Origin of the sequence: Candidatus Uabimicrobium helgolandensis, from assembly GCF_041508025.1 — a bacterium.
Lineage (GTDB): Bacteria > Planctomycetota > Uabimicrobiia > Uabimicrobiales > Uabimicrobiaceae > Uabimicrobium > Uabimicrobium helgolandensis.
This window is the reverse complement of the sequence record NZ_CP165719.1, coordinates 4251347-4278336: the sequence shown is the minus strand read 5'-3', so window position 1 is coordinate 4278336 and position 26990 is coordinate 4251347. Positions and strand designations below refer to the sequence as shown.

General features: G+C 34.8%; 17 protein-coding genes. 14 read left to right on the top strand and 3 right to left on the bottom strand.

The window, feature by feature from the left end:
• Positions 1-19 precede the first annotated feature (19 nt).
• Together UABHE_RS15610 and UABHE_RS15605 are read left to right on the top strand one after the other, a co-directional pair.
• Complete coding sequence (locus UABHE_RS15610) at positions 20-952, top strand: hypothetical protein (RefSeq protein ID WP_372371266.1); 933 nt, start codon at positions 20-22, stop codon at positions 950-952.
• A complete protein-coding gene (locus UABHE_RS15605; protein WP_372371265.1) occupies positions 953-4735 on the top strand; it encodes an anti-sigma factor antagonist in 3783 nt (1260 codons plus the stop codon).
• On the opposite strand, the gene UABHE_RS15600 is transcribed toward UABHE_RS15605, so the two are convergent.
• Both UABHE_RS15600 and UABHE_RS15595 read right to left on the bottom strand, forming a co-directional pair.
• Complete coding sequence (locus UABHE_RS15600) at positions 4730-5191, bottom strand: NUDIX domain-containing protein (RefSeq protein ID WP_372371264.1); 462 nt, start codon at positions 5189-5191, stop codon at positions 4730-4732. The two genes, UABHE_RS15605 and UABHE_RS15600, sit on opposite strands and share 6 nt — an antisense overlap.
• 319 nt (positions 5192-5510) lie before the next feature.
• Complete coding sequence (locus tag UABHE_RS15595) at positions 5511-6929, bottom strand: hypothetical protein (protein WP_372371263.1); 1419 nt, start codon at positions 6927-6929, stop codon at positions 5511-5513.
• A 705-nt stretch (positions 6930-7634) separates the two neighbouring features.
• On the opposite strand from UABHE_RS15595, the gene UABHE_RS15590 reads away from it, so the two are divergent.
• The 7 genes from UABHE_RS15590 (at position 7635) to UABHE_RS15560 (ending at position 15239) form a co-directional block, all read left to right on the top strand.
• A complete protein-coding gene (locus UABHE_RS15590) occupies positions 7635-9440 on the top strand; it encodes a protein kinase (protein ID WP_372371618.1) in 1806 nt (601 codons plus the stop codon).
• Positions 9441-9494: 54 nt separating this feature from the next.
• The gene (locus tag UABHE_RS15585) at positions 9495-11639 is read left to right on the top strand and encodes a RecQ family ATP-dependent DNA helicase (RefSeq protein WP_372371262.1); all 2145 of its coding nucleotides are present in this window, start codon (positions 9495-9497) and stop codon (positions 11637-11639) included.
• Entirely contained in the window at positions 11639-11806 is a 168-nt protein-coding gene (locus UABHE_RS15580) for a hypothetical protein (protein WP_372371261.1), read from the top strand. The genes UABHE_RS15585 and UABHE_RS15580 overlap by 1 nt, the downstream gene beginning before the upstream one ends.
• A complete protein-coding gene (aroE, locus tag UABHE_RS15575) occupies positions 11803-12618 on the top strand; it encodes a shikimate dehydrogenase (RefSeq protein WP_372371260.1) in 816 nt (271 codons plus the stop codon). Before UABHE_RS15580 ends, aroE begins: the two co-directional genes overlap by 4 nt.
• On the top strand, positions 12605-13102 hold the full coding sequence (locus tag UABHE_RS15570) for a shikimate kinase (protein WP_372371259.1): 498 nt from the start codon (positions 12605-12607) through the stop codon (positions 13100-13102). Before aroE ends, UABHE_RS15570 begins: the two co-directional genes overlap by 14 nt.
• 239 nt (positions 13103-13341) lie before the next feature.
• The gene (locus UABHE_RS15565) at positions 13342-13614 is read left to right on the top strand and encodes a hypothetical protein (protein ID WP_372371258.1); all 273 of its coding nucleotides are present in this window, start codon (positions 13342-13344) and stop codon (positions 13612-13614) included.
• Between the two features lie 956 nt (positions 13615-14570).
• On the top strand, positions 14571-15239 hold the full coding sequence (locus UABHE_RS15560; protein ID WP_372371257.1) for a leucine-rich repeat domain-containing protein: 669 nt from the start codon (positions 14571-14573) through the stop codon (positions 15237-15239).
• Positions 15240-16341: 1102 nt separating this feature from the next.
• Here the strand turns inward: UABHE_RS15560 and UABHE_RS15555 are convergent.
• Positions 16342-17028 (bottom strand): hypothetical protein, encoded by a 687-nt coding sequence (locus UABHE_RS15555; protein WP_372371256.1) that lies wholly within the window; start codon positions 17026-17028, stop codon positions 16342-16344.
• 338 nt (positions 17029-17366) lie between these two features.
• Between UABHE_RS15555 and mnmG the strand changes: the two genes are divergently transcribed.
• From mnmG to UABHE_RS15530, 5 genes are all read left to right on the top strand, one after another.
• Positions 17367-19196 carry a tRNA uridine-5-carboxymethylaminomethyl(34) synthesis enzyme MnmG gene (gene mnmG, locus UABHE_RS15550; RefSeq protein ID WP_372371255.1) on the top strand — a complete coding sequence of 610 codons (1830 nt, stop codon included), beginning with the start codon at positions 17367-17369 and terminating at the stop codon, positions 19194-19196.
• A gap of 10 nt (positions 19197-19206) precedes the next feature.
• Positions 19207-20694, top strand: a complete 1488-nt coding sequence (locus tag UABHE_RS15545) for a hypothetical protein (RefSeq protein ID WP_372371254.1) — start codon at positions 19207-19209, stop codon at positions 20692-20694.
• Between the two features lie 159 nt (positions 20695-20853).
• Complete coding sequence (gene pilM, locus UABHE_RS15540) at positions 20854-22623, top strand: type IV pilus assembly protein PilM (RefSeq protein WP_372371253.1); 1770 nt, start codon at positions 20854-20856, stop codon at positions 22621-22623.
• A 1-nt stretch (position 22624) separates the two neighbouring features.
• Positions 22625-23602 (top strand): hypothetical protein, encoded by a 978-nt coding sequence (locus UABHE_RS15535; RefSeq protein WP_372371252.1) that lies wholly within the window; start codon positions 22625-22627, stop codon positions 23600-23602.
• 519 nt (positions 23603-24121) lie between these two features.
• Positions 24122-26908, top strand: coding sequence for a hypothetical protein (locus UABHE_RS15530; RefSeq protein ID WP_372371251.1), 2787 nt, complete (start codon positions 24122-24124; stop codon positions 26906-26908).
• Positions 26909-26990 lie beyond the last annotated feature (82 nt).

Sequence of the window (26990 nt, the reverse complement as noted above, 5' to 3'; positions counted from 1 at the left end):
TCTTAGAATAGTATAAATTATGATTAAGTATATTTGTTTTTTCTTATTTATTGCGTTTTTAGGATGCGATTCGGAAATTTCGATTATTGACGATGATAGTATCCATTCATTTGGTGGACGAGGTAGCATTCCAGGAATGTTTAACAAACCTAGGGCGGCTGCAATATCTCCTAATGGAAATATCTATGTTGTAGACATGACAGGACGTATACAAGTATTCAACTCTCAGGGAAAATACCTTTTCCTCTTTAATACACCTGCTATAGCAAAAGGAAAACCTACAGGGTTAGGATTTACTCCAAATGGAAATCTACTTGTTGCCGATACTCATTATCATCGTATTCTTTGTTATACTCCACAAGGAAAACAATTGTTGTCTTTTGGAAAATATGGTGCAGAACAACCTGATTTTATCTATGTCACGGATGTAACGGCTGATGAGAAGTACTATTACATTTCTCAATATGGTGGTGCTCTAGGTAAATTTGACTGTATATATAAATTTGACTACGAAGGAAACTTTGTCGCTTCTTGGGGACAAGGAGGAAATAAACCTGGCGAATTCGACCGACCGATGAGTCTCGCCATAGATCAATACGAAAAAATATACGTTGCTGATGCTTGCAATCATCGTATACAAAAGTTTGACAAACAAGGAAACCTTATTGCTGTTTGGGGAAAAATAGGCAGCGATTTAGGTGATCTATCTTATCCATACGGAGTTGCCGTAACATCCAACGCCTTGTATGTTAGTGAATTTGGAAATAATCGCATACAAAAGTTTACTTTAGATGGTGAGGCCATTAGTTACTTTGGTACCAGCGGACGAGTAATTGGAATGTTTGCCAATCCTTGGGATGTTGTTATTACTAATAGTAAACTTTTTATTGTTGACGCTCTTAACCACAGAATTCAGTACTTTTCTCAGTCGATTTTTAATATGGAGAAGTAAATGGTGCAATATAACGCTATGAAGAAAGAAGTTTCGTATAAAGTTGTTTATTATGGTCCAAAGTATTCCGGTACAACAACTAATTTAAAATATATTGAACAAAATTCTTCTTACGCTCGCGGAAATAAACTTACATCTATCGCCACTGAGAGAGGGAAAGATTTAAATTTTGACTTTCTATCCTTAAACGTTGGTTCTATTGCGGGCTTGAAAACAAATTTTCAACTTTTTGGTGTGCCTGGCTCAGAAGAATATATGCCTATACTTAAGTTGATATTACAAAACGTGGATGGAATCATTTTTATTGTTGATAGTTGTGATTTAGATTCAAATATTCAAGCAATGACCAAACTTGAAAATTCACTTCTAGAACAAAATCTACAGTTAAACGATATACCTCTTATAATACAGTGGAACAAAAGAGACCACGAAAAGGCCCTTGGTCTTGAAGTTCTGCAAAAACAAATTAATTATATGGGAGCACGAGAGGCTTCAGCATCTGCAGTTTCAGGAGATGGAGTATTTGATACGTTTGAAATACTAGCAGATCAACTTGTCGAAAATAACTACAAACTAGTGTCAAAAAATGAACAAGAAAAACCAAGTGAAAAATTCACGCCACTCAACAAAGTTATCGCACCAATAGAACAAACACAAAGGAAAGTTTTAGATCCGTCAATAAAAAAAATCCTAACAAATATGAAAAATTTCCAAATAGTTGACGAAATTAAACATGAGATGTCAGACGGAGGGCGCGTTTTATTACTGAGATTAAAAGGCAAAATAGACAAAGAAAGTATCAACTTTTTAAAAGAAAAACTACAAGAGTGTTACCTGGCAGGTGATTTCCGTATAGTTCTTGACTTTAAAGAGGTCGAACATATGCAAAGTACTGCTTTTGGTATGATCATAGAAATTGCAAATAAAGCGAAGATGATGAAAGGTGAAGTAAATCTCGTTTATGTTCGGCCTAAAATAAAAACTTTTTTTGAAATGATGGGCGTTCAACACTTTTTAGGGATTTATGACACAGAGGAACAAGCAATTTCGGCATTTCAAATAGAAGGTGAAAAGAAAGAAACTATTAGCAAGGTAAATTCTACACCTACAACTCCTAAAGAAAAATCAAGCCAGTTAAAATACAAAACTGTAGATGAAAACAAAAAGCGAATTTTTTTAAGCCACTCTTCTGACGACCTAAGTATAGCACAAGAACTGGAAGAGCATTTTACTGACAACGGCTACAACACCTGTTGCTACAAAACAGGAGGAGAATGGACAAAAGAAATCACCGATGTTCTTTTGCAAAGCGACACTGTAGTTTTACTTTGTTCTGATAATACAGACGAACGAACTTTTTTTAATCGCGAATGGGCAATAAGTGTCTTTTTAAAAAAGCAAGTTATTCCATGTTTTATTGATGATGAATATACTCTACCTCTACCGCTTCAAAATTTACCAAGTGTTTCTCTCCGTAAATTTAAGAAGGGTGTAGAGCAATTACTTACTATTATGAATAGCATTGCCAAAAATCGATTGAGTCGTAAAATTGCTAGCATCACACCATTAAATAAAAGCTTTTTTGGCAAACCAAGTACAGACTATTACGGCAATCGTCAGCATCTAGTAAGCCTATATTTAAAATTACTTGATTCTCAGAAAATATGTGTTACCCCCACCGATCCTCAGTGGATACATGGTATTGGAAAAACAGAGCTAGTCTATCAATTTGTCCAAAACTTTGGATGCGTATTTGAAAAAGGTATTGTTTGGATAAATGCTGCAAACAATATGGAAAAAGAATTTGTACGCGCAGCAAAGAATTTAAACATTAAATACGACAGAAACAATATTAAGTTCTTAATGAATTTTAAAATGCATATGCAAGAACAAACTCTACTTATTATTGACAATGTACATGATTTTTCAAAAATGACCCAAGACATTGTTCCTGGTTTCTCTCCTATGAGTTGTAATTGTCGAACAATTTTTATAAGTTCGCAACTACAAATTGAAGAAATAGAAAACTACTGCGTACCAATTTTATCCGTCGAAGATACCTTGACATATTTAAACGGCGCTAACAAACCAACAAGCATGCTAGACGAAAAAGCCGTCCGCGAATTATGCAATCGCATAGCTTACTTTCCAGTAGCAATAACACTTTTGTGTAGTTACTTTAAGAAAAATATGAATACTACATACAAAGATTATATCCAGTCACTCAATCTCACAGACATGGCTCCTTTTGTGATTTTACAGGCAATCATTCAAAAACACCTAAGTTTAGTAAAAGATGAATATGCAGAGATGATACTAAAAATTATCGCCTTATTTCCCGAAAACCGCAGTATTTCACTCCATACTTTGTCTTCTTTTCTTGGGGCTAACGAAGGATCAGAAATTGTCCAAAAAAATATCCAGAGTTTAGTAAATTTAAAATTACTAAACCAGAATACAGATCGCACTCTTTCAATGCACTGCCTTCTACGAAGTGAGATAATGAATTTTTATAAACTCACAGACAAAAATACGATGCGTAATTTTAGAAAAGGAATGGCGCAAAAACTATTTGACTTATACAAAGAATTTTCTTTTCTCGAACTACAATTGTATAAACGAGATTTACATTCGATCATCGATGATTTTAATATTGCATTTGTTTGGAGTGAAGGAAATAAAGAAATTGACAAACTTCGTTCAGCGTTGGTAAAAGAGAAGAACCATGTCTATGAATTTGCTCATTACTCTCATTTTTTCATTCAGCAAATTTATAACAGTATTAGAGAAAACAATCGCACTGGAGACTTGCTTGTTAATATTTTAGAAAATTCATTAAATAACGTCGAATGGAAAAAAGGAGCATACTGGCTAAAAAGAATCAATCGTATTCAAAGTGATTCTTCAAAATTAGTAACCCATCGCATTCTAAAATACGCAGGTAATGCTTGCTCAGCAACATTTTCTAAAAATGGTAGTCGTATTATCGTCGCAACTCCTAACTCAGTTAAAACTTGGGATACTGCTACTGGAAAAGAAGTTTCAACACTATTGTCAAAAGTCACAGATGCAAATGTTGTTGAGATGGCACCAAACGGCAAATACATTATCTTTTGTAAATATGATACGATTGGTTTTTGGAAACAAGATGATCCTCTTATAACAACAATTAAAGGGCACAATGACTGGATTCTTTCTTTGGCCTTTTCACCCTACAGTCGTTTATTTTCATCTGGTGGTCGCGATGGTATTATTAAAATGTGGAGTATTGAAGCTGGTCGACTATTAAGAGTCTTTCGCGGGCATAAAGGTGCTGTTACTTCCCTGAGTTTTTCGCCAAGAAACACAGAAATGATCTCTGGTGGTACTGATAAAAATGTTATTTTGTGGAGTCTTGAAACGAATAACATTCGTAAACTACCAGGGCATTTTGACACAATTACTGCAATTACATACTCCCCTGATGGCTCTACGGCTATTTCAGGTGCAAAAGATTGTCTTGTTAAATTGTGGGATACAAAAAGTGGCAAGGAAATATTTACCTTCGCAGGGCATAAAAAAAGCATAACATCCGTTGCGTTTTCTCCAAATGGCAAACTAGGTTTATCAGCATCTCTCGATGGTACACTCCGACTATGGTGTTTAACGCGAGGTTGTGCTTTACAAGTATTTGCAACGGATCGCTCTTTATTAACTGGTCATTTCTGCGGCAATGAGATATGGGCGTGTAACAATTCAATGATTCCAATTGTTTATCATTTTAGCCTAGAACATAACTCATAGTGTTCTTATTTTCAAAGGATTGGTCAAAAGTAAATCTGTGGAAGAAATAGCAGCTCCATTTAGTACATCATTAATAATATCAAGTACCTCAGAGCTTCGAAGAGAAAGCTGCTCTATTTCTTTCACAGTAAACCACTTAGCCTGTAAAGTTTCTTCATCAGGCTCCGATTTTGGAAGCATATCATCCACAGGTCGCGCAGTAAAAATAATACGAAACCGACTTGTTCCATCTGGATTGGCAATATACTCTAAACGATAAATTCCTTCAATAAAAATAGAAATGCTAGCTTCTTCAAGCGTTTCTCTCTGCGCAGCTTGAAACAAATCTTCCCGCGGAAGTACACCTCCACCAGGAAAGTACCATTGTCCTTTTTTTTCCTGCACAAGTAAAAAGCGATGTCCCCTGCGAATAATAATAATGGTAAAAAAATGAGAAGGGATAGTTTCTCTAGGCATTCATTTCTCCTTCAAGTCGAATTATCAGCTCTTAATTCTTAATTGTATAAGTACCTGCTTCAGTTCGCAAATTAAAGCAAGTGTGTAAAGGCAAGTGTGTCCAAATAAGTTCCGCAATCCGCAAAGATAGAAATGTACAAAGACTAGAACCCCGTTGTCGATATCCGTGACAATCGATATAATAACCCAAAACAAACATTTTGATTCTTCTTTTCGCAGACACCCTTTATGGGTGCCTACGATTTTTATGGACATTGAATGGTTTTATTACAAAGATCATAGAAACTGTAACTCATTTTAAGACATACTCATTTAAATCTTAGTATACGTGTGTACTTTCTTCTTCAGGCACAGGCTTTTTAAGTAGCTCTGATGTCAAAAATACGCGCACACGAGCGTCTCCAGTAGAAACACCTTTGGCACGAACACGGAATTCTATAATTTGTTTCGGCCTAAATACTGCGTAAGCTTGAAAATCAACACGTTTCCCTTCGACAGTACCTCTAGTAGCACCTGACGCGCTTATTGGAGAAATCTCTTGTGGAAATTGAACATGTATTTTCACATCGTGATCGTCTGCAGTACCTTGGTTAGTAATTTTAATAATATATGTTGTTTCTTCATTGACAATAAGTGGATCTTCAGTGTCAATCATTTCTATTAAAATAGCAGCAAATCCTTGCCATTGAGTACAACAGTTTGCACTTTTTTGTAAACCTTCAGCTGTTTTCATAGAAGCTTCGACACAATGCTTGCCTTTGTGTTTTGAGATAACAATAATGTCAATCGTTTTTGTTTCTCCTGGCTTTATTTCATCGAATTTCCAAGTTAGCCGTGATCCATATCCTTCACCAGGAATTGAAGTTTTAGTAACTTTGAGTTTATCTGACATGTTTACAACGACAACTGCATTGGTCAAAGGAGCATCACCAGTATTACGTATAATCAGTGAATTTTTTGAATTCTTACCAATATAGCTCACATTACGGCATTGTAAAACAAGTTCTGCGCCTAATTGACGAATTTCAGTGCAGGCTTGGTCTGAAACAGTCTCTGCATTAGAAGAGGTAATTTCAACAACGTTACAAGCAGTTCCTCGCGCCACAGCAAATAAACTCAGAGTAAAAGTTTTAGATGCACCTGGCTGTAAATTTCCTAACGAGTGGCGAATTTCTTTGCGATCTTGAGTCTTTGAATAAGCCAGTTCTTCAGGAACACGATCAATAAGTTTTACATCTCTTGCTGCAGCAGAACCAGTATTTTTCACTATAATTGTGTAAGTAACTTTTTGCCCGACTGTCGCCGTTGCTGGTCCTGTTTTTTCAACAACTAAAGTTGCTTTACCAGCAAAAGTGGTTGCACAACAAACAGGTATTGATGAGACAGTTGCGCATGTAGTAAGTTCACCTTCGGAAGCAGCTCTCAACCACAATTTAACCCCTTGCTTTTCCCCAGCGCTCATTTGGTCATAGTTCCAAGTTAAAGTATCACCTGTTTGCTCCGCAGGTGGCACACTTTTCACATACTCCATATTGGGAGAAAGAAATACAACAGCCTGTACTCTACGTACATTTGTTTGCGCTCGAAGCTCAATATTATTCACATACTCTTCGCCTATGGATACTTTGTCTGGAACAGACTGTGATATCTCCATAGAGCCAACAGTAACACTGCAATTATCAGCCCACAACGTAAATGGAACCGCAAGTGTTACCAATAAAATACATAAGTATTTCATCTATATATCCTTTCAGGTTTATATCTTTATGTAAGGCGTATCGACATTCATTTCCTGGTGATCCCAAACAAATAAGTTTATATTCTAAATTTTGAACATCATTTATGTTCACGCTCACATGGTTTAACAGTATCGCACATCCAATGTCCGTAAACGCTGGCCGCGAACGTGAATGACTTCATATAAAGTCGAGAAGAAATTATTTACATCTCTTTTAGACTCGGGATCACCGTTACTTGTAGGGAACTACCTATTTTCTTTATAATTTTGACACCTTTGAACCTTATGTTTTTTTGAGAATGGCGAAAACGAGCATAGATATTTGTCATTGTTTATGATACAAATATAATAATGGCTTTCGCATCTGATAGGTGAATGTGGTCGGTCAAAAGTATTTACTTTCAGGGTATGCCGACATTTAGATTTTTATATAATGTGAGTTATTTTAGATAGTAGCGAAGCATTTTGAAAGCGAATAGTGGTGCTTTACACTTCAAAAGTAACGTAGCTAATCTCTAAAAGTACCAAATTACAGGTAAAATAAATGTCGACACAGCCTATTTAAATTATGCAAAAGTATATTAATTAGTAAAGTAAAATTTGTTGTACTTTCGACATTTCGCTTAGTTTGTCTGGCTACTTAACCTAACAAAACATATTGATTGTCAGATAACTTACATTCCGCAATTGGGGATAACAGTGACGATGAATTACTTTGATCGCTACGATGTTTTAGAAGAAGTAGGACAAGGAGGCATGGGCAAAGTCTACAAAGCTCATGACACAAAACTTGAGCGTACTGTCGCTATTAAAGTATTACGTGATGTAAATTGCAATGAAGTACAACTAAAAAGATTTTTTCGCGAAGCTAAATCTATCGCCGTTCTTGAACATATTAATATTGTCAAAGTATATGACATTCAAATAACATCGCCGCCTTATTTTTTTGTAATGGAGTTTTTATCGGGCTATACATTGTCTGAAGCCATCAAAAATAACCTTTTAACTACACGTCAAATAACTAAGATCCTTGGGCAGTTAACAAATGCTATGCATTATGCTCACCGCAAAGGCATTATTCACCGCGACTTAAAACCTTCCAATATTATTATTACTAGTAGCGGTACCCCAAAAATTATGGATTTTGGTTTAGCAAAATTAACTCATACCAGTGAAAAACTATCACAAACAGGCACCTCTCTTGGCACAATCTACTATATGTCTCCCGAACAAGCGAGCGGTAAAAATAATCTAGTTGACGAAAGAACAGATGTATACTCTTTGGGAATTATTTTATACGAAATGTTAACGAAACGCTTGCCTTTTGCAGGACGGTCTTTCACCCAAATCTACCATCAAATATTGAATATTCCGGCAACACCGCCTATAAAAATTAACTCGCGTACTCCAAAAGATTTAAACAATATTTGCCTAAAAGCTATTCAAAAAAATAAAGAATTTCGCTATCGCAGCGCCGCATTTATGGGAGATGATTTACTACGCTTTCTTCGTGGAGAAAAAGTGCATGTTCAACTATGGGGGAACTCATCATACATTGTTGACTCTATCAAAAGACATGAGAAGTTTTTGCTGCGCGTATTATTTATCTTCATTGCCATGATGTCAACTATTTTAGGAATCATCGTAGTTAAATATTGGGCAAAAGAACGGCAAAATCAACGCGAAGAAAAGACAAGTGAAGCACATCGCACCGAACTAGAATTTACAATTGTTGAGGTTCAAACATTTCTAGACACATCTGAAAATTCTAACTATTTGCAGGTAACAGAGCAGCAAAGGGCGAGTATTCCTCTTTCTGAACTAGAGAAACGAAAAAACTTAATAAAAGAATATCGAGTGCTGCGAAGTAAATTAGAAAAAAATCAGGTTTTTTTCAAAAATGATAATCGTATACGCCAACTGTTATACCGTATAGAAAAGGGCATTGGTATTATAGCTTTAGGAGCACACAACTATCTGCTAAGTGAGCTAGCTTTTGATCGCTGTCAGGCTATTGGCGGAAATAGAGCTGAGCAATTGTCTCAGATTCTCCGTGATTACAAAGAAAGGCAGCAAAAATACTATTTAAACCGGCTCTCCACAATTAAACGCGATTTAGCAACTCCACCTAAATTTGGCCTTTTTGATGAATATGTACACGAAGTAATTACTATGCCACCGCAAGATGTTGTTGCGCCTCTTATTTCACTAATAAACAGCCCTCTTATATGGCAAAGACGTTTAGCAATAGAATGCCTCGGAAAAATAGGAAATAAAGAAATAAAAGTACAAGACAAAAACACAGTGGAATGGCTATTAGAAAAATTAAAATACACTGATATTCGCAATAATATAGAAGAGGCTGGAGCCCTTATTTGGGCACTAGGTCGACTTCGCGATGCTAGCGCTTATGAATCAATAAAAGCAGTGAGAAATCAAGCAGGAACAAATAGTTTCTTATGGGAAAAAACCAAGATTCCATTTGAATGGTTAGGGACTGTGAAAAAATAAATTACACAAATTTGTATAATTTTTTTTACATCTTCTTAAGCAAGGAAAAGCAACGTGAGTAAAATTTTTACGATAACACAAGCTCTCGAAATATTAAAAATTAAGTTTGGCTATAATGATTTTTTACCTGGGCAAAAAGTCGTTATGGAAGATGTACTAAGCAGAAAAGATGTTGTTACTATTATGCCTACTGGTGCTGGTAAATCTATGCTGTACCAACTACCAGCAATTATATTTCCAGGAACAGTTATTGTCATTTCTCCTCTCATAAGTTTAATGAAAGATCAAGTAGATAGTTTGCTACAACTTGGAATTAAAGCAACTTATATAAACAGTTCTCTAAACGCAACAGAAAGACACAATAAAGTACAAGCAATGCAACTAGGCCATTACGATATTGTATATGTTTCTGCGGAAAGATTACAACACCAAGGTTTTCAGGAAGCACTACGCTCTACTAATATTGCAATGCTGGCTATAGATGAAGCGCACTGCATTAGTCAATGGGGACATGATTTTCGTCCAGACTATTTAAAAATAAAAGACATCAGAGAGCATTTGAACTTTCCTCAAACCATTGCATTGACAGCAACAGCAACCCAAATCGTACGCGAAGAAATAGCAAGTAGACTAGATTTAAATACATGGGCAGACCATGTTGCAGGATTTGATCGCAATAATTTATATTTTTCTGTAGCATTCTCTCCGTCAAAAAAAGCCAAAATTGATAGTATCTATGATATTTTCCAAGAAAAAGGCGCTGCTGGAATTGTCTATGCGAGTACAAGAAAAAATGTTGAATACGTTTGTAATGAATTAAGTGCTCTAGGAATTAATGTTCAGAAATACCACGCTGGACTAGCTGACAATATTCGCGAAACAATACAAAATGATTTTATGGAAGACAAAATTGATTTAATTGTAGCGACAAATGCTTTTGGTATGGGGATTGACAAATCTAATATTCGTTTTGTTGTCCACTTTGATATTCCTGGAGACATGGAGTCTTACTATCAAGAGGTAGGTCGCGCAGGTAGAGACCGTAAACCTGCTTCTTGCTATTTATTATTTAACTATGCTGATACGCGTATACCACGTTTTTTTATTGAAGAAGCCCATCCTACCATCCAATTTGTACACACAGTGTGGAGCTTTATACAAAATGAACAAGTTGTACCAAGCATAGACTCAATAACTTCGCAATGCAAAGCATCCAGCCATATGACTGTACGCTATACTTTAGGTTTTTTTGAAAGAGCAGGTCTTGTTGCAAAAGCAAATCCAGGTGATTTCTATGTATTGACACCTTCAAAAGAAGGTTTTCAAATTCTAGAAAATATCATCAACAATGACGCGAAACGTAAAGAACATGACGAACAAAAACTAAACAATATGATAAAATACGCTTATCATAAAGGTTGTAGGCGATTGTGGATTTTAGATTACTTTGGTGATAGTAGCACAAAAGAAAGTTGCAATGCTTGCGATAATTGTAATATGGAAGTTACCCTAAACGAGGTTGTAGGTGATGATCTCATTAATATTCAAAAAGCCTTAAGTGCTGTTGCTCGTTTAAATGGGCGCTTAGGAAAAGTAAGGATTGCTCAGTTACTAGTTGGATCAAAATCAAAAGATATTTTATCTTTAAACATTACTGATATTCCAACATATGGAGCGCTAAAAAAATATTCGCAAACCTATGTGTGTGAGTTCTTGGACAAATTGATCGAAATGGGTTATATACAAGTACGTTTAAAAGATGGCCGTTATCCCTTGTTAAGTCTTACGGAAGGTGGAAGAGCTATTATGATGGGAGAAGAAAAGTGTTATTTTCCACAAGATAGCCTGTTACAAATCACCAAAAAAACAACAAAACGCTCAACAAAATTAGATACTTTACGCAACTTCAGTAAAGGCAAAAATACCACACTCGAATCGAAAACTGAAGTTGCAACCCATAAAGATACCTTACATTTGTACAAAAAACTTTCAGAAATGCGTAGGCGAATCTCTCAAGAAATCAACAAGCCTGCTTTTGTTGTGCTACATAACACAACTTTAGAAGAACTGGCAAAATCCAAACCACAGACACTTGAAGAAGTAGGACAAGTATCTGGTATTGGAAAAGCAAAACTAGAAAAATATGGTTGTGAAATTTTACAAATTATTAATGATACATGTACTGACAAAGGAATATAATGATAATCGCAATGTTATTTTCTAAACTAGAGTGGTTTTCTCTTATTGTATTTCCACCACTTATTTTAATTTTATTATCTTATTTACACGAAAAAGATTTTTTTGCAGATGTTATGGCTAAAAAAGAAATAAAGAAAAAGCTCAAAAAGAAAAAGCGTAAGAAATGAAAGAGTACACACTAATAGGACATCCTGTCGCAAAATCATTATCTCCAACAATACATAATACAGCATTCAAACACAATAAACTTAATTGCAAATATACTCTCAGCGACACCGTCCTAGAAAAACTCCCATTAAAAATAAATGACATCCGTAGTGGCAAAATCAGCGGAGCAAATGTAACAATACCTTACAAGTGCGAAGTGATAAAATATGTAGATGAGCTTTGTCCAGTAGCGAAAAAGTGTGGGGCAGTAAATACACTATTTATGAAAAATAATAAACTACATGGAAGTTCGACAGACGGGCAAGGAGCGGTGGCTGCGCTTAAAGAGAAAAATATCAACTTAACAAACCGTAAAATAGTAGTGCTTGGTACAGGAGGTGCAGCAAAAGCAGTAACAGCTGCTATTACTTCTCATACTAAAGATATTATTATTGTAGGCCGCAACAAATTAAAAATACAAGAGATGGTTTCTTTATTTGAAGCTACAGGTTGCTTTTTTGATGGAGAGAAAACAAAGAAATTAGTTACTTCTGCGGATATTATTATCAATGCGACTTCCGTAGGAATGTTTCCTAACATCAATATTTCCCCTATTCCCGATGAGTGGATACATAAAGAGCATACTGTATTTGACCTAGTCTATAAACCTCTACAAACAAAACTCTTACAAATAGCTAGTACTAAAAATGCTACAGTTGTTGATGGCTTAGGAATGCTCATTTATCAAGCTATTTATGCTTTTGAACAGTGGACAGGTATTTCTCCACCACCACAAATAATACGAAATGTCCTCAAAAATGTCATTCGATAAAAATATCTACCTTATTGGAATGATGGGAGCAGGAAAAAGTACTGTAGGAAAATACCTTGCTCGTCTTTTGAAATTGCGTTTTATCGACCTAGACGTCGAAATTGAAAAAGACGCAAATATGCAAATAACAAAAATATTCCAAATTCACGGAGAAAATTACTTTCGGCTTCTCGAAGAAAGTATCTTGGCAAAAATGAGTAGTAACAACTCGTCAGTAATTGCTACTGGCGGAGGCTGTATCTTGAGCTCTAAAAACCGCAAAATCATGTCTCGAAATGGTTACCGAGTATTTTTAAAAGTAGACATTGACACTTTATACGACAGGCTAACAAAATCCTACACACGTCCTTTGGCAAAATCCAAAAAGCAATTGCAGTCTATCTACAACGAACGCTACTCTTTATACTGTGATTGCGACCAAAACGTTAACGCAGTTTCCCATCCACAAATAGTGGCCAAAAAAATATACGATTATCTAAAATAGTCTTCCAATTCGAATCAGAATGGAACCAAAAGATCCAAGTCTCTGGCCAGAGACTTGGATCTTTTTATGCTTGTGGTTTTCGAGTTTAGAGAATTTGAATTTATTCAATTCCATCTAACTAAAAATCGTATAAAAAGAGATGTCATAATCGTCTAACACGTTCGATAAATCTAATTTAGGAAGCGCTTAGTGATCTAGGTCAGTTTTCTGATAAGGCGCATCCAGATTATTGGTCAACGTTGAAGAAATTAAAAATTCAACGCGATCAACTGGAAACTGAAGTTTCTAGTTTAGAACAACAATTACAATCTATTCAAGAACAAATTGATTTACAAAACCAGCCTCCTGAACCAACAGGAGTCGAAGAAGGACCTTTTTTAGAACCTCCTATCAACACAACACCAAATCCGACACCACCAGTTATAATTCCAACAATTCCGACAATTCCAGATAATCCACTAATATTCACTGGCGGACGAGGTGAAGGTGCAAATATTTTTGGCTATAACTAACATTCATTTGTTTTATGAGTAAGCCATTGGTTTGTTGTACAAACAAATCTTGAATGTGGATTCGTCCCAAGCCTATTGAAATAAGAATTTTATATAAACAGAAAATATTGTTTCTATATGTAAGATTTCTAATAATTTATTTCTTATTTCAATAGGTGGATATGCCCTTAACTATAATTCCTATAGCGGTTAGATAGCGCAACGAAATAGGAACCTTATCCTTTTGCCAAAATCCATATTGACAATCCTTTTGCCAAAATCCATATGGACAAAATGGTACATCTTTTACCCAACATAATCAGTTGTTATGTACAAATTAGTTTTAAATTGGCACACGAGACAAAAACGGTTATTTTTATCCTGAGACACAAACGATATTTTTTGGTTCAGCTTGCAACCAAAAATTCAAAACCGCTAGTTTCTGTTCAAATGCCCTTAGTTCAACAAAAAGAAAGACAAAATATTTCAGATGAATCTCTCTTGTTTGGTGTTTAGTTTGGCCGCTAAACACCACCAAACAAGTAGTTGATAATTTACCCCTGTGTATCAACAGGATCAGTAAGAAGTCTGTTTTTAAACTCTTAACATTTCTTTAACAACACCTTTTCTTCTTGGTCTGTTACCACATGCTTGTTTACAAATTTTGGGAGATAGAATTTTCCTTTTTTGCTAGTTATCAAATCCAATGTGATAGTCACACGAAAATCATGGAGATTCAGTGATCTTCATTGTCTCTTGGCGATCCTTTTGATACTGGATGTATTTTAAAAAAGCTTTGGTTTCAACGAGAGCGCTGCTGGAAGCAAAAACAACCCAAAACGGCATTAAAGAATGATCTAACCCAAGGAAAGCAACTTCAGGGAGAGTCTGGCACGTGTCAGACTGGAATGTCATTATTTAAATGGAAAAAGTTATAAAGAACATAGATTCTCACTTTTTAATATTTGGAGATCAAAATGCAAATCATAAAAAATAAAACATTGAACATTATTCAATGCAACACTAAATATTTTTCTTGTTGTTTTGATGTAAAAGAATTTTCTTCTATTGAGAATTCTTTTTTTTATAATTGTAAGTTTGAATATATAAGTGTTTTCTCAAATTTATCAGGATGTCGGTTTGAAAACTGTTCTTCTGATGAGTTTAATCTGATTGTATCCTACCCTAATAAAAGTATTTTAAAAAACATACATAAAATTCCTGTAACGAATTTACAAGTTGAATGTGAACTCGATGAATTTCCTTCTCAAATATTAAAGATTTCTAATTTGGTTGAGTTTGCCTACACAGGCAGATTTTTTCAAGAAATATCGAAAATGCATTCACTACAACGTTTAATGATTCCTTTTGTAGGGCTAACAACTTTACCTGAAGATATTTATCAATTTAGAAACTTAACACATCTTGTATTGAGAGGAAACCAAATAGATAGTATATCAAAAGGAATTTCTAAATTGAAACGTCTGGAGTACTTGGATCTTCAAGGAAATAAATTAACTACCTTACCGAAAGAAATTAGTGAGTTAATTTCTTTAAAACGTTTATATCTATCCCTTAATTTTATGTTTGGTGAAGAGAAAAAGCAAATAAGATCTTATTTGCCAAACTGCTGCATCCAATTCTAATTTTTTTATAAGGGTGCCAGCGATGAATGCCATTCAGTTAAGAGAGAGAAACTCTATAATAATAAGGGTGCTAATAAGGATGTCAGAACTTTAAAAATAAGGGTGTCAGAACTTTAAAAATAAGGGTGTCAGACCTTTTTCACGGAGACAAACTTATATATACAAATAAAGATTTTGTGGATGAATAATCAATGGAATTTAAGAAAAAGAGAATAGTAGCGAAAAGAGTAGTTGAATAAAAATTCAATTATGAGGAAATTGTGTGCAGAAGATGTAACATTAAGGAGTTATTGACAGACTTTGAGCATTGTCGATGTTCACAATCATTTTGCTCTGGGATTAGAATAACTTACTAACTAGTATCAATATTTGTTTTTCTTAGAGTATATATTTCGTTTTCTTGCGTCTTGTAATTTTTCGTTTTTCATAGTATTTATGTTTAGCATGTTCTTGAATAATATTTAGAATACTATTCAGTGACAGACCCATTACGGTCTAAAAAGCAATGACATTTCGATATAGGTGAAATTTTGGACTTGTGATAAAAAAAGTATTTGAAATAAAAGACTGTTGTACGGAAAAAATTGCAATTAAAGCAAGTAAGCGTGAAGTGTTTTTCTCACTTGAGAAATGAAGGCAGACTTTGGTTGTAGTCGATTCCTATCGTTATAAAAATCTAAATATCAAGTATTGAATTTAAACTGGATTTAGGTTTTAAATCTTAAAAATAAGGGTGTCAGACCTTTTTCACGGAGACAAACTTATATATACAAATAAAGATTTTGTGGATGAATAATCAATGGAATTTAAAATCTAAATATCAAGTATTGAATTTAAACTGGATTTAGGTTTTAAATCTTAAGAATAAGGGTGTCAGACCTTTTTCACGGAGACAAACTTATATATACAAATAAAGATTTTGTGGATGAATAATCAATGGAATTTAAGAAAAAGAGAATAGTAGCGAAAATAGTAGTTGAATAAAAATTCAATTATGAGGAAATTGTGTGCAGAGGATGTAACATTAAGGAGTTATTGACAGACTTTGAGCATTGTCGATGTTCACAATCATTTTGCTCTGGGATTACAGTAGAATAACTTACTAACTAGTATCGATATTTGTTTTTCTCAGAGTGTATATTTCTTTTTCTTGCGTTTTGTAATTTTTGCGTTTTTCATAGTATTTATGATTGGCATGTTTCTGAATAATATTTTGTACAAATTGCTTTGAGCCGTATATAATACCATAAGTGAGTGGCTGTTGTTTTTTCAGTAAGCCTTTTTCTTCCATTGCTGATTGCATTATTTGGCGGTATTTTTTTTGCCTTTGCTTTGGTGAAGAGCCTAACTGTAAATATTGATCGTGGTAATCTATTTTAAAAATACCTTTTCCATAAGCATGCTGTCCGTAGCTAGAGTATCGCCACTCTTTAGGATGTTTAGTTACACCATTGCGCGTCATATTTAGTTCGATGTAAAAAAGACAGTTCATGTAATGTTCTTCTGATTCTATAATAGTTGAATGGTATCTACCTGTCCAAAAATGCCCTGTTTTTTTATACTTTTTGTTATATGCTTTTGCAAAATGACCTTGGCTGTACTGCATGAAATCCTCTTTTTTCAAATTTTTTGTAACAGGCTCTAAGTGTAAACATAAACGATATTCTAAATTTAGACAACAGTGTGAAACTTGGTTTTCGATATTCTCATCAACGTTAAAAAATAACCCTGTTCCTCCCACCACTCCGCTCACAGTCTTATAATTCTTTACACAAAAAATAATTTGCATCTAAACACTAAGTTATTTTATAATAGAAAGACTTTCGGACTTTCAAAAAACATAATATGTATTTATGTTTTAGTAGTCAGTTAAAAGTGGTGGCAAATAAAATTGGGAATAAAATTGTTGTTTTTTTCTACTATATATACAAGATTCGTGTTAGAAAAAATACAGGGTTAAGTCTACGCTAATCTCTCAAAGAGGTACGCCGCAAAACGCTTCTACAAAATACATATATCCGTTGGTCTTTGTATCTACATCTCCATTTCTAAATATTTGTAGACCAACACTTTCATTGCCATAGACCACAATCAAATACATACATCGAAAAATCAAAAGGTAAGCACATGCTAGAAGAACATTATGATATTATTGTTGTTGGAGCTGGACACGCTGGATGTGAAGCAGCACTGTCATCTGCAAGAATAGGGGCTAAAACCCTGCTTGTTACCATGGACATAGATCGCATAGCACAAATGTCTTGTAATCCTGCTGTTGGTGGTCTAGGAAAGGGACATCTCGTGCGTGAAATAGACGCGCTTGGTGGAGAAATGGGTAAAGCAATAGATGCCACAGGGATTCACTTCAAAATGCTTGGTCAAAGTAGAGGGCCTGCAGTTCACGGCCCACGAGCTCAAGCAGACAAACAAGCATATCAAAGATACATGAAACAAGTAGTAGAAAGTACACCAAATTTAACAGTGCGCCAAGATCGCATTGAGGGAATCTTAGTTAAAAATGACCAGATTAAAGGTTTAAAGTCTTTAACGGGAACATGTTACTACAGTTCTGTCGTTATCCTTACAACAGGTACTTTCCTCAATGGGAAAATTCATATGGGGCTAAATAATTATAGCGGTGGTCGTGCTTCTGAACCAGGTACTGGTGGTTGTAGTAATAGTTTAAAAGACTTTGGATTTGAAATTGGGAGGCTAAAAACAGGTACTCCACCGCGAGTCAACACACATACTATTAACTATGATGTATGCGAAGTTCAATTGCCAGATGAAAATCCTCATTTCTTTTCGTTTAGTACAAAAGAAAGACAATTTAAACAAGTTCCATGCTATATAACTTGGACAAATCCCAACACACATGAAATTATACACAATGCACTTGACCGATCTCCTATATACTCGGGGGCAATACAAAGTGTTGGTCCAAGATATTGTCCTTCAATCGAAGACAAAATAGTGCGTTTTGCTGGGCGCGAAAGACACCAAGTGTTCTTAGAACCAGAAGGAATGCATACTTCTGAAGTTTACTGCAATGGAATATCAACATCTTTGCCGCCCGATGTACAGATGCAGTATGTTCGTAGCATTGCTGGTCTAGAACAAGCAGAAATTATGCGTTTTGGTTATGCTGTTGAATATGATTTTGTGAATCCAACACAAATATTTCCTAGTTTAGAAACAAAAAAAATAGAAGGCCTGTTTTTAGCAGGACAAATTAACGGAACCACAGGCTACGAAGAAGCAGCAGCTCAAGGTCTTATGGCTGGAATTAACGCTGCGCGAAAAGTGGCAGGAAAAGACCCTATTATTCTAATGCGTGACCAAGCGTATATAGGCGTCCTCATAGACGATTTGGTCACAAGAGGCACAAAAGAGCCTTATAGAATGTTTACCTCTAGAGCAGAGTATCGCCTTATTTTGCGCCAAGACAACGCAAATAGACGATTAATGCCTGTTGGCCGCGAAATAGGATTAATAACGAATCATCAATACCAAGAATTAATGGCATACGAAGAACAAATATCACAACTACACAAAACCGTTGCAGGCTTAAGACATGAAAATAAACCACTAAAAAAAGTTTTGCGCCGTCCAGAAATAAATATTCATGATATGTGTCATGAGAAAAATGAACTACAAGAGTGGCTAAATGCTCCACAAGTACTTCAACAAGTAGAAATAGAAGTGAAATACGAAGGGTATATTGAACGCCAAGAGATACAAATCAATAAATTCCAAAAAATGGAAAATGCCCATTTATCTACAGATATTGACTACTTTGCTATACCAACTCTGTCGAGAGAAGCTCAAGAAAAACTGGCAAAACACACTCCAAGTTCAATTGGTCAAGCATCGCGAATATCAGGAGTGACACCTGCTGATATATCCGTACTGCTCATTTATATTTCTGGCAACAAACTACCATGTAAAAACACTTAGGAGTTCAAGCATGAGTCGAAAGACAGTTCGTAAAAGAAGAGTTCCACCGAGGCATCGTGTTCCTCGCGAAGGACGTCCTATAGCAAAGGACAACAGCGTCATTGGAGTTTTAAGTTTTGTAGGCGTCTTTCTATTTTTAGTACTTATTGGTATTATTTTCATCGACTCTGGTAATGAACGAACAGACAATTACCAGGAAGAATTTGCATACAATGATAATAATGGTAATAAAAAAAATTCTTACCAACCAAATAAAACTAAACAAAATGACAAAGACAACCCAAAAAACAAAGAAACAAAAAAGAAACAGCCTACAAATCAGGATAAAATAGATAACACAGAACAAGACAAGAATCAAGAAGTGGCAAATAATAAGGTAGAAAAAGAAAATCCTCAACAAGAAGGAATTAGAGGTCTACCAGCACAACAACTTGCCCAGAAAAACCCAAAAAATAAATCGGATGATGATTTAAATCTATCGGAAGACGAAAAATATCGTATTGGTTTTGAAAGAGCGAAACGTTCTGGAAATGTTACACAATTAATGTCTTTAGCTAAGTGGTGTGAAGAAAAAGAAATGCCTGGGCGTGCGGAAGATGTATACCGCCAAGTAATTAGTATTGAACCAAATAACACTGTGGCAAGAAAATCTTTAGGTTATATTCGTTTAGGTTCCACTTGGGCAAAAGAAGAAAATGCAGAGCAACTCGGTTATTACAAATTCAAGGGAAAATTTGTTAATGCAAAGTCGCTTCGCGATAGAGGCTTATATCTTTATCAAGGTGATTGGCTTACCAAAAAAGATTTAAAAACCAAAGGTCTTGTTTTACATAAAGACAATGTAGTGACAAAAGAAGAACTCAAAGCACTTAAAAGACAGGAAAAAGAAGAAAAGAAAAACCGACAAACTGCCCAAGAAAAACAAGAAAAAAGAGACAAACCTGTTTACAGTGAGCAAATAGCTCTGAGCTTTCGCGAAATTAGAATATATACACCTCCTAGTGGCAAATGGTCTCTTTCTGGCTCGGGACGCGGTGCGCAAGTAGTTTCAAACGAAAATAATCCTACAGTTAATACTCGTCAAAATGGTTTAAGGGACACTCTTGCCGATGCCGAAAGTAACATTGTTTTGCGTATTCAAGGATTCAGCCCTGAGATTCTGTATACCTTTTCAGATGGAAGTGCTGCCCAAGGCAGTGAAATCAAAAATTTACTGACTGCTTTTCGCGGAGAATCGTTTAATCTTTACCAAGGCTTGAGATTTGAAAGAATTCGTCGAACACGCTACGGCTCTGAAGTATTTACTCAACAGTTTGGCGTAGGTACTAACAACAGAAAAAAATATGCGGTGTTACTAAGCTTTTTTCGTTACGGAACTCTAACATACGCCATTCGCATAACCTATCCAGTTCCAGATAACAAATCAGACAACAAACTTGTTCAACAAAAAATTAATTATTTATTTTCAAACATGAAAAAAGTGCGAGACAACTATTAATTTGTTGCAAAAGTAAAGAAATATACCCAAAATACAGTGAAATATCCCAGGATATTTCTAATTTTGTTGACAAATTTATCATAAAATTCTAAACTAGAATTTTGTTAAGTCTCTAACAGATAATGGTCTACCAAAGTAGATTAATTTGAGGAAAAACAAATGGCGAGCAATGAAGTATGGGGCATTGACATAGGAAAATCTGGTGTAAAAGCCATCAAGATGCGTAAGGCTAAAAACCAGCTAGAAGTCATTGCTATAGATATAATTGAGTATGAACAGGCTTTATCTGAGTCGGAGGATGTGGATCGAGAAGAACAAATTCGTCAGGCATTGAGTGAATTTCAAGCTCGCAATAAAATTAAAAGTAGTGATAGTATTTTTGCATCTATTCCAGGGCAAGCTACATTTAACCGTTTAATCACCATCCCACCAGTTGAAGCAAAGAGAATCAAAGAAGTTGTGACATATGAAGCACAACAACAAATTCCTTTTCCGATAGAGGACGTTATATGGGATTACCAATTAATTGGTAAAGCCGATAACAAAAATGTTGAAGAACGAGAAGTGATGCTTTTTGCTGTTCGTAAAGAGTTAATTAATAACTTTTTAAGTAACTTAGCGGCGGCACAACTCTCAGTACAAGGGATTCAAATCGCACCACTTGCACTTTATAACTTTGTGCGTTATGAACGACCAGAAATGGAAGCTGGTGTTGCAATTGATATTGGTGCTGAGCATACGGATTTAGTTATCGTAGATTTAGATAAACTTTGGCTTAGAGCTGTTCCTTATGCAGGTGATGACATAACAAAAGCATTACAAAAACGATTTAAAATACCTTATACTGAAGCAGAAAAGCTAAAAATAAAATCTGGAAAAACCAAACAATCTCAAAGAATTTTTGAGGTAATGAAACCAGTACTTAAAGATTTAGTTGGTGAAGTGCATCGTTCTGTTGGTTATTACAAATCTTCTATGTCAAAAAACATTAAATTTGAAAAGATGTTATTTGTAGGTAATGCCACAAAACTAAACGGCTTTGAACAATTTTTTACACAAAATATGCAATATAATATAGAGGTATTGTCACAAGTAAAAAATATTCATGTGTCTCCAAAAATCAATGTAAATCAGTTTCAAAGCAACATAGCAACTTTTGCAGTCGCGCTTGGTCTTGCAATTCAAGGTTTAGGTAAAGCAAAAAACGACATAAAGCTTATTCCATCAGAAATATCCATGCTACATAAGTGGAAAAAAATAAAACCTTTTCTTATTGCAGCAACTGCCCTGCTTTGCATTGCTCCTATTTTAGAGTACAACCAAGCAACACAATTACAACAAAAAATGTTAAGGTTATCAAAAACCATTAGTCCTATAGTTGATGACGTAAAAGATTTACAAAAACGTTTAAAAGCAGTGAACAACTATGGAAATATTGAAAAAGATATCAAAAAAATAAGCCACTATGGCCAAGGCCGCGATGTATGGCTTACTGTAATCAATCTACTAAACGAACAATATCTAGAGACTTCGGAAAAAATAAAAAACGAAGATAAACCAAAATTTTGGATTGTAAAAAGTAGCATTGACAAAAAACAAACAGAAGAGTCAAAAACAATTCAAGACCCAAAAAATAAACGAAAAACTATAACAGAAAAAACCATCAAAAAACACTTACTAACTCAATTTACAGTCGTTTTTAAAACTGTGGCAGAAAACCCTCTAGGTAACAACGATTATTTAAGTAACTACTTAGTGAATCCTTTAAGAAAAAAATGTATAACAACTTACGGAGAAAAATTCGGAAGTATAGATATTCTCGAAGGTAGCTGGGGCTTTGTTGCAGGTGTTTTTCCCAACGTTGGTGGTCAAGACAAAAAAGATCACTTTAAAGTAACGATAAAATGGATATTAAATTTGGGAGAATAAGATGGAGCAACTAAAAAACAATCAGTTTGCGGTAGCAATCGCAGGAATTATTGTTGTCTACATTGTACTTTATATGTTTATAGTCAGTCCTGTTTATACAGACAGTCGACAAGGTATTGAAATACTCAAAAAAAAGCTAAGTACAGATCAAAAACATTTAGATAAATACCTTAAAGGTAAGCGCTCAAAAGGCAAAAACAAAAAAGGTAAAAAAGAAATTGTAATCCCAAGTGAAAGACTAATAAAGTATCATACGCAAAAAAAAGAACAACTAACTAAAGCAAAAGAAAAAATATACGGCATATTTAAAAGTAAAAGCCAATCACTCAAAAAGCCATTTGAAGAGGTAAAGGCAAAAGAACAACAAAATGGTGCAAAAGTATCACTGGCATATTTCCAAGCTGTTTATGAAAAAGAAGTTTCTGATATCATAAAGAAATATGCAGGTGAAAACGAAGGTATGCGCATAGGCCAACAAAAAGAAGACGATTTTTTCGATGGTGTAAGCGATAAAGAAAAACAAGTTCGTGGGATTCTAAGATTTGATGGATCGAGAAGTATTGTAAGTACAACAACTCAAGCAGAAGCTCAGAAAAAATTCTGGATAATAAAAAATACACTCGACTTAATGGAAACAAGCAAAGTATCATCTCTAAAACAGCTCCTAGTGAGAAAACAAGAAGAGAGAGAAAATTCTGCTTTTGAAGAGTACAAAGTAGAAATCATTGCAAACATGAATTTTGAAAACATTCCTTTGCTTATACAAAAAATACTTCAATCGCAAGAAATGTTAACAGAAATAACTCAAGTAGATATGGCAAGAAATGAGAGTTATACTCCTGAGGATATTTCGGTGTTCATAAAAATTGGCCAAACAAAAGAACAAGCTTTAGAAGAAGCGTTACAAAAAAAAGGAATCTCTGCTATTCCTGTAACAGTAAAAATTGGATGCAAAATATTGAATTACGTAGAAAACTAAGTAATAAAATTTTATTCATTTTGTAAAAGTAAAGTAACTTAATTATTTTTCACAGTAAAATTTCGAAATGTAAATATTTTTGGCAAAGGTATGTGGACATTTAGTCAGTGGCAAAGTAATTAAAGAACATTTGCTCTAAAGACAAATGTCAACATATTCGAGACACTAAAAAAATAAAAGGTTTTCTTTAAATCTCTATTGGTAATCGGTTGCACTACTATTTAGCAGCCGTTTTAGTATAAGTTCTAACGAAAGCCGCAATCCATATAAAATGAGTTTCAATTGCTTGCTTACTGCTAGCGAACTGTGTATGTTAAAGTATCTGAGTTAGAATTTTAGGTGTTGTAACACAACATCAATGTTAATTCGAAACATTTGGCATACTAAATTAATACTGAAATTTAACAATAAGTGACACTCTAATAAAAAAAGTTTTACGTCAATATTAATTAGTTCCACAAATACCTCATTGTGGATTGCAATTTTCGTTGTTCTACATTTTTAGGAACGGTAAATAGAATGAAAAGCAATAGTAATCGTTGGATATACAGTATTGTTACTTTTGTATGCTTGTTATTCATTGTCGGCTGCTCAACCACTCAAAATAAACAACCTCAAGCCGAAGAGAATAAACAAGATATAACAAAAGAACAACACCAAGAACAGCCGTCAGAAACTACTCAAGTTGCCGAAAATGACCAGCAACCTCAAGATGTAGTAGAAAACGACAATGCAAATACAGAACCTCAAGAGATAGATGGTACTCTTTCGCAAGAAGCTACAGAAAATTTTAAAGCTACTCTAGAAAGAGAAAAACTTATCAATCAAAAAAGAGGCTTTATTGTAAAGAGCTTTTTAAACAGTGCAAAAAATTACGCAAACGAAGGAAAGTATGCAGATGCTTACCAATTTGTAATAGAAGCTCTTAACCAAGATCCTGAGCACAGAGAAGCTCTTACTTTAAAACATATGTATGGAAAAAGACTAGGTTATCGCCCAGATGAAATTGAACAACAATTGGAAGAAGCCGAGTCTGTTGCAAATGTAAAAATAGAGCAAGCACGCTTAGAAATTGATAACAAAATTATTCAAGGTAAGCGTCTTTTTAATGACGGAGAATACGGCAAAGCGATTCCTCTTTTTAAACAAGCAAAAGAAATTCTTAAATTCATGCCTTACTACTCTATGGATACCAAAGGTAAAGCGCGTCAAATAGACTATTTAGTACAACGCGCTGACGAAGAAAGAGAAAAAAAGGAAGAAGAAGAACGAATTGAAAGAATGGCTGTTGCTGAAAAGCAAGCTGTACAAGAAGAAGAAAGTCGTTTGCGTACTCAACAAGAAAAACTAGGTTACCTTTTTCGTCAAGCAAATGCTGCTTTCCAAAGAGAAAAATATGATATTGCAGAAAATATCTGTAATCAAATCATGGCAATTGAGCCAGAAAACAAAGAAGCACAAAGTCTACGTCGCGTAGTACGCGAAACAAGACATGAGTATATTGCTGGACTCAACAGAGATCGTTATTCAGAAGAATGGAAAACGATTTTTGAACAAGTAGACGAAGCAAGTATTCCATCCACAGACATTCTTGTATACCCAAGTTATGAAACGTGGAAAGAAATTGAAAAAAGAGGAAGCAAAGACAATCAAAGTTCGTTAGATCAAGATGATCCAGATACAAGAGCAGTAAAAGAAGTTCTGGAAAACAGAGCGATCACTATGAACTTTACAGAAGCTCCTTTGCCAGAAGTAATTGATTTCTTAAGAACAACAACAGGCCTAAACATAATCATTGCACCTTCTGTCTTTACTGAATTTCCAGAAGAAGAAGCGTTGAAAGTTGAAATTACTGTAAAAGAACTAAAATTATCATCTATATTAAACTTAATTTTGGCAAACAACGATTTAACTTACCGAGTTAACAATGGTGTTGTTATCATCTCTACAAAGACTGATGCAACAGAAAAAGCTGTTCTTGATTTGTACGATGTACGCGATTTAACTGGAAAATTGACAGATTTCGCTGGACCAGAACTTGATTTAGCAGAAATCAATCCTAACGAACAAAGTGTTGGTGTACAGTTACAAGAAAACGACGAAGCTCCAGAGTCAGCCATTACAGAAGAACAACTTACTGACTTAATAAAGAGCAACATCGACAAAAAATCTTGGGACGAAAACGATCGTTCTATTGATGCAAGAGGTGGAACTCTAATTATTCGTCAATCTAAACCTGTACATAAGAAAATCAGAAACCTTTTAGAAGATCTTCGTACATCAACTGGTATTCTAGTAACTGTTGAAGCTCGCTTTATTGATGTTACTGATGACTTCCTTGAAGATGTTGGTGTTGATTGGCGTGGTCTAGGTGCTGTAGCTGTTTCTGGTTTAGGTGAATTTGCAGAAGATGATGTTAACCCTGAAAACAACAACAATGTTATTGCAGCAGGTGAAGTAGGTGTTAACGACACAATCGGCGCAGAATTCCGTAGATTAGATGACTTCATTTTTGATGCAACAGCTGGTGACCAAGACGGAGTAATTGGTACTGGTTCGGCTGCTGGATTCTTTGGTCTTACTGGCGACAATGTAGAAACAAAACAAAGAATCGAAAACTTGTTCAACCAAACTCTTGGTGATGGAGCAACTTTCCGCGAAACAGGTGGTTTATCACTACAACTAGCTTACGTAGATGATATTGAACTTCAAGCGATCTTAAAAGCGGTAAGAAAGAAAGCTCGTAGTAACGTAGTTAATGCGCCTTTACTAACTCTATTCAATACTCAACGTGGTAATGTAACTATCATTACTCAAAGATCTTTTATTCAAGACTTTGACGTTGAAGTTGCAACAAACGCTGTAATTGCTGACCCAATTATTGGTACATTTCAAGAGGGTGTGGTTTTAGACGTACGCCCTACAGTTAGTGCCGATAGAAAATATGTAACACTTGAATTGCAACCTACTCTAGCTGTAAACTTTGATATTCGTGAATTACAGACAGAACTAGGAAACGCAGCGGCTGGTGCAGTTACCATTCAATTCCCAGATATTGAATTGACAAAAATTAGAACAACAGTCACCATTCCTGATGGTGGTACACTTCTAATTGGTGGTTTAGCACAATCAAGAAGAGTAGATCAAATGTCTGGTGTTCCAATTCTTTCAGACTTACCTTTGGTTAGTTTTTTGACTTCTCGTAAAGGTCAATCAACTCAAAAATTACAAAAGTTAATTCTAATCAAAGCAAAAATTATTCTTCCTGAAGAATACGAGCCAAAAGCTGGTCTAAGACAATACTAAAAATATTTAGAGTGGTCAATTGTAATAACAATTGTTTTATTTAAATAAAACTACATTTTTTTAGTAAATAAAAATGTACAAT